This window comes from Bacillus sp. JJ864, from assembly GCF_036963045.1.
GTDB classification, from domain to species: domain Bacteria; phylum Bacillota; class Bacilli; order Bacillales; family Bacillaceae_G; genus Bacillus_A; species Bacillus_A pseudomycoides_C.
Genome location: NZ_JBALLY010000074.1, coordinates 1 through 3631, shown reverse-complemented (window position 1 = coordinate 3631; position 3631 = coordinate 1). Strand labels below are relative to the sequence as shown.

Sequence of the window (3631 nt, the reverse complement as noted above, 5' to 3'; positions counted from 1 at the left end):
GATATTAATAGATTTTTATCTAAAACAGGTTATGGTTGTAATAACATTCAATATGACAATGAAGACTTAACCGAAAGATTCCTTTATTTTCAATATTTGTCTGTAGTGGATCAGTTGGAAAATGTACATCAGCAATTGGATTCTATTCTAGATAAAGTTGATATTCCAGATAAAAATGAAAAGAAAAGAACTACAAGCAATAAAAAAATAAGTTTACAGGAAATAACAAAAGGATTAATAAGATTAGATAAAAGTATTAAAAGGTTATTAACCAAAACAGGTTATGATTGCGATAATATTAAGTATGATAGCTATAAATCAAACGATAAATCTTTATTTGTTGAATGTAGTTCTGTAATTAATCAATTAGAAAACATACATATGTTATTAGATTATGTATTAAATCCTGTTATTGAAGAAGGGTATATTTCATTAGATGAAAATGGAAAGTATGTTTTACCAAGTGGTAAAGAGCTGATTAATGGGAGTAAATGTGAAATATTGTGTGAGGTTTGTGGGAAAAATGAATGGATCTATACTTTGATTGAAAAGGACAATGAAAATTACTATGCAACATCATTAGGTTCTGGTACTTCTATTGATGGATTGAAGGTTAGAATAAGAGAATGAAATATATAGGAATTAAGGATGCTCTAGTTGTATCTGTTAATTTCTGGTTTTTGATGTTCGGTTTATTAAGAGTTATTTATATGTAATAGAAAAAGCCCACAATATATATTGTGGGCTTTTCATGGGGATTAATTTTAATGACAGTCATTAAAATTAAGCCTTTAACAAATTCGCATACTTACATTCTATTACATGTTTTTCTGAATAGCAACTAAAAAGGCGAAATGAAATTTGTAAAAAAACGGCCTTTGAAATTCGCTTGTAATACGTTTTACAAGGGCTTTAATGAATATATATTCGAAAGGTGACAAAACCTTTATATGGACTGTTTTGAAGGTTTTAATGATTGGTGTTTAGTTCCTCTTTGATTTTTAGCTGTACACTTGGATGTTCAGGTGGCAATAAATCCATATCATACAGTTTTGTTTCAACTTTTCTCATGGTTCTGTAAAAATCTTTTTGAAGTTCGCGTTCACCTAACCTCATGATTTCCCATCCCTTTTTTCTTAAAAAGGAATCTCTAATAGCATCTTTCTTTTTAGACTCTGGTGTATTGTGGAAAATATATCCATCCACTTCGATGCACAACTTCTTTCCATTTGGGTGATATAAGGAAAAATCTAAAGTGTACTTGCCTAATTTTTCTTGAACACATGGATATACTCCTAAGTTTCTTAAATTATCATATACTTTTCTTTCTAATTTATTCGCACATTTTTTTCTGTTGATAGAAGAAGCTGGATCATATGCTGTATTTTTAGTTGTTAGGTTAGCTAAAGCATAAAAGCATATTGTACAAATTAGAACAACTAAAAGAGCCATCGTTTTTCTCCTTTTTCTTATTTGTATAAGCAATAATTACTCAAGTATTGCATAGGTTATTATCATCTAATGAATTAAATTTTACTTAGTTTGTAACATAGGTTCTTACCTAAGTATTATTACCTATGTTTTACCTGTCCAAACGTAATAAATTGAGGAATTTATAAAGATATTGTTGGGGCGGTGAGGTCGGAAGACCGAAGAAAGCCCCAATGCCCAACTTTCGATTTTTTTATACATAGTAAATCAAAAAAATCGAATTTAAATTTATTATTTAAAGGAGAGGTTTTTTATGATTGCTAAATTGAAAAAAGTGTGGGAAACATTTAAAGAAGAGCAAGAAGAAAGGGAGCTAATTAGGATCTTAACTGAAAGAACAAATAAGGCGTTTCGTTCAGCGCAATTATTTTTGGTTCAGAAAAACAAATTTACTGATACAAAAATGTATATCTACCCTGAAATTCGAAGTGTAAGGTTAATGGATTATGCGGAAATTGTTTTTACGATTCCTCGTGGTTTAAATCCAGACGAAGTAAAAAAGAAAGAATATGTATTCAAACAATATTTAAGTGATCGCGCTGAATTAGAGACAGGGCTTGTTAAATTTGTGATACGTATTTTTCCTAATGAAATAAAGAATGTTGTATATGATTATGATTCTTTTCCATTTAAAAAAGAAAAATTACCCATTGTATGCGGAATTAACAAATATAATCAATGTGTTATTTATGACATGACAGAACATCCTCACTTGCTGGTTGCAGGAACAACCGGAAGTGGGAAAAGTACACAAATACGTGCCATTTTAACAACTCTTATTCAACATAAAACACCAGATCAATTACACCTCTATCTTTGTGATTTAAAGAAGTCTGAATTTCATCTTTTTCAAAAGATCCAGCATGTAAGAAGTACCACATATACAGCTAGTTCCCTATATCCAATACTCATGAAGCTAAAAAAAGAAATGCAAAAAAGGGGCGAACTTTTGAATAAGTATGAATGTACGCATATTGCCCAACTTCCTAAAAAACTTCCTTATATTCTCCTATGTATTGATGAATACCCTTTACTCCAAAGTGAAAAGGAAATCTTAAGTATTATTGAAGAAATTAGTTCAATCGGAAGGACAAACGGTATATTTTTACTTTTGTCTATGCAACGTCCTGATTCAAAGGTGCTTGATGGAAAAATAAAAAATAATTTAAATGTAACAATGGGTTTTAGATGTAAAAATGCCACAAATGCAAATGTTATGGATTGTCAGGGTGCGGAAAAAATCCCAAAAAACGCTAAAGGACGTATGATTTTAAATTTTGATTCATTAGAAACCATACAATCACCTTATTTAACTGAAGAAAGAGCAAAAAAAATATTAAATCCATATTGTCGGGTAGAGTCAGAAAAAACAATTGATAATGAATCAATTGAAACTTCAAAAAGTGATACTGTATTTGGACAATTGGAGGATTGATAAGAATGAACAAACGTGATAAATGCATTATTGATGATTTATATCGGTTTCGTGTTTTAACAAGAGATCAAATTATTTCTTTACATTTTATGGATTTGAAAAATCCTATCAGTAATTGTAATTTGGTACTTAAAAGGTTGTCGGATCGAGGTTATATTAAAGCATTAAGAAATTATAAGCCTTATGTATACATTCCATCGGATTTAAAAATAAAAGAAAATAGTCAAAAAATCCTACACTTTTTAGCTATTGCTGACGTTTATGTTGAAATGAAAAAATATGATAGGCCAACAAATTTGATTGTAGAACCTAAATTTGCGGAAAAAGGGGTTATTGAACCAGATTTATTTTGTGTGTGGAAAAAGTCAGCTTTTTTCGTGGAAGTTCAACGAACAGTTTATAATGAAAAAGTTATGGACGAGAAAATCAGTCGATATGAAGCTTTTTATTATTCAGGAATATGGAAAGGTTTTGAATGGCAAAGATCTAATAAAAAAGTATTTCCAGTTATAATTTTTGTTACTAATACCAGATATCATATAAAAACAGATGTATTGAAAATAGTTCAAGTCCCTAATATACAAACTTTAATTGAGCTATTTGATAATAATTCAACACAACAAAATACAAACAAAACTACTGTGCATAGTCAAAAATCTAGTGATAAAATAAAAATCCAAATTAATAACAAAACATCCCTTATTG

General features: G+C 29.4%; 4 protein-coding genes. 3 read left to right on the top strand and 1 reads right to left on the bottom strand.

The features are described from left to right. Nucleotides 1-630, top strand: a 630-nt coding sequence (locus tag V7024_RS12640) for a DUF5348 domain-containing protein (protein ID WP_335520379.1), incomplete at its 5' end; no start/stop codon positions are given. 339 nt (nt 631-969) lie between these two features. Here the strand turns inward: V7024_RS12640 and V7024_RS12635 are convergent. Beyond that, nucleotides 970-1452, bottom strand: a complete 483-nt coding sequence (locus V7024_RS12635; protein ID WP_335520376.1) for an endonuclease domain-containing protein — start codon at nt 1450-1452, stop codon at nt 970-972. Between the two features lie 292 nt (nt 1453-1744). Here V7024_RS12635 and V7024_RS12630 point away from each other — a divergent pair, with 292 nt between their 5' ends. Then, complete coding sequence (locus tag V7024_RS12630; RefSeq protein ID WP_098780903.1) at nt 1745-2926, top strand: FtsK/SpoIIIE domain-containing protein; 1182 nt, start codon at nt 1745-1747, stop codon at nt 2924-2926. Between the two features lie 5 nt (nt 2927-2931). Further along, nucleotides 2932-3631 (top strand): replication-relaxation family protein (locus V7024_RS12625; RefSeq protein WP_335520370.1); only part of this gene is annotated, 700 nt, incomplete at its 3' end.

Excerpts from the sequence above, each read along its gene's own strand:
- V7024_RS12635 (WP_335520376.1), bottom strand. The coding sequence starts at position 1,452 with ATGGCTCTTTTAGTTGTTCTAATTTGTACAATATGCTTTTATGCTTTA.
- V7024_RS12630 (WP_098780903.1), top strand. The coding sequence starts at position 1,745 with ATGATTGCTAAATTGAAAAAAGTGTGGGAAACATTTAAAGAAGAGCAA.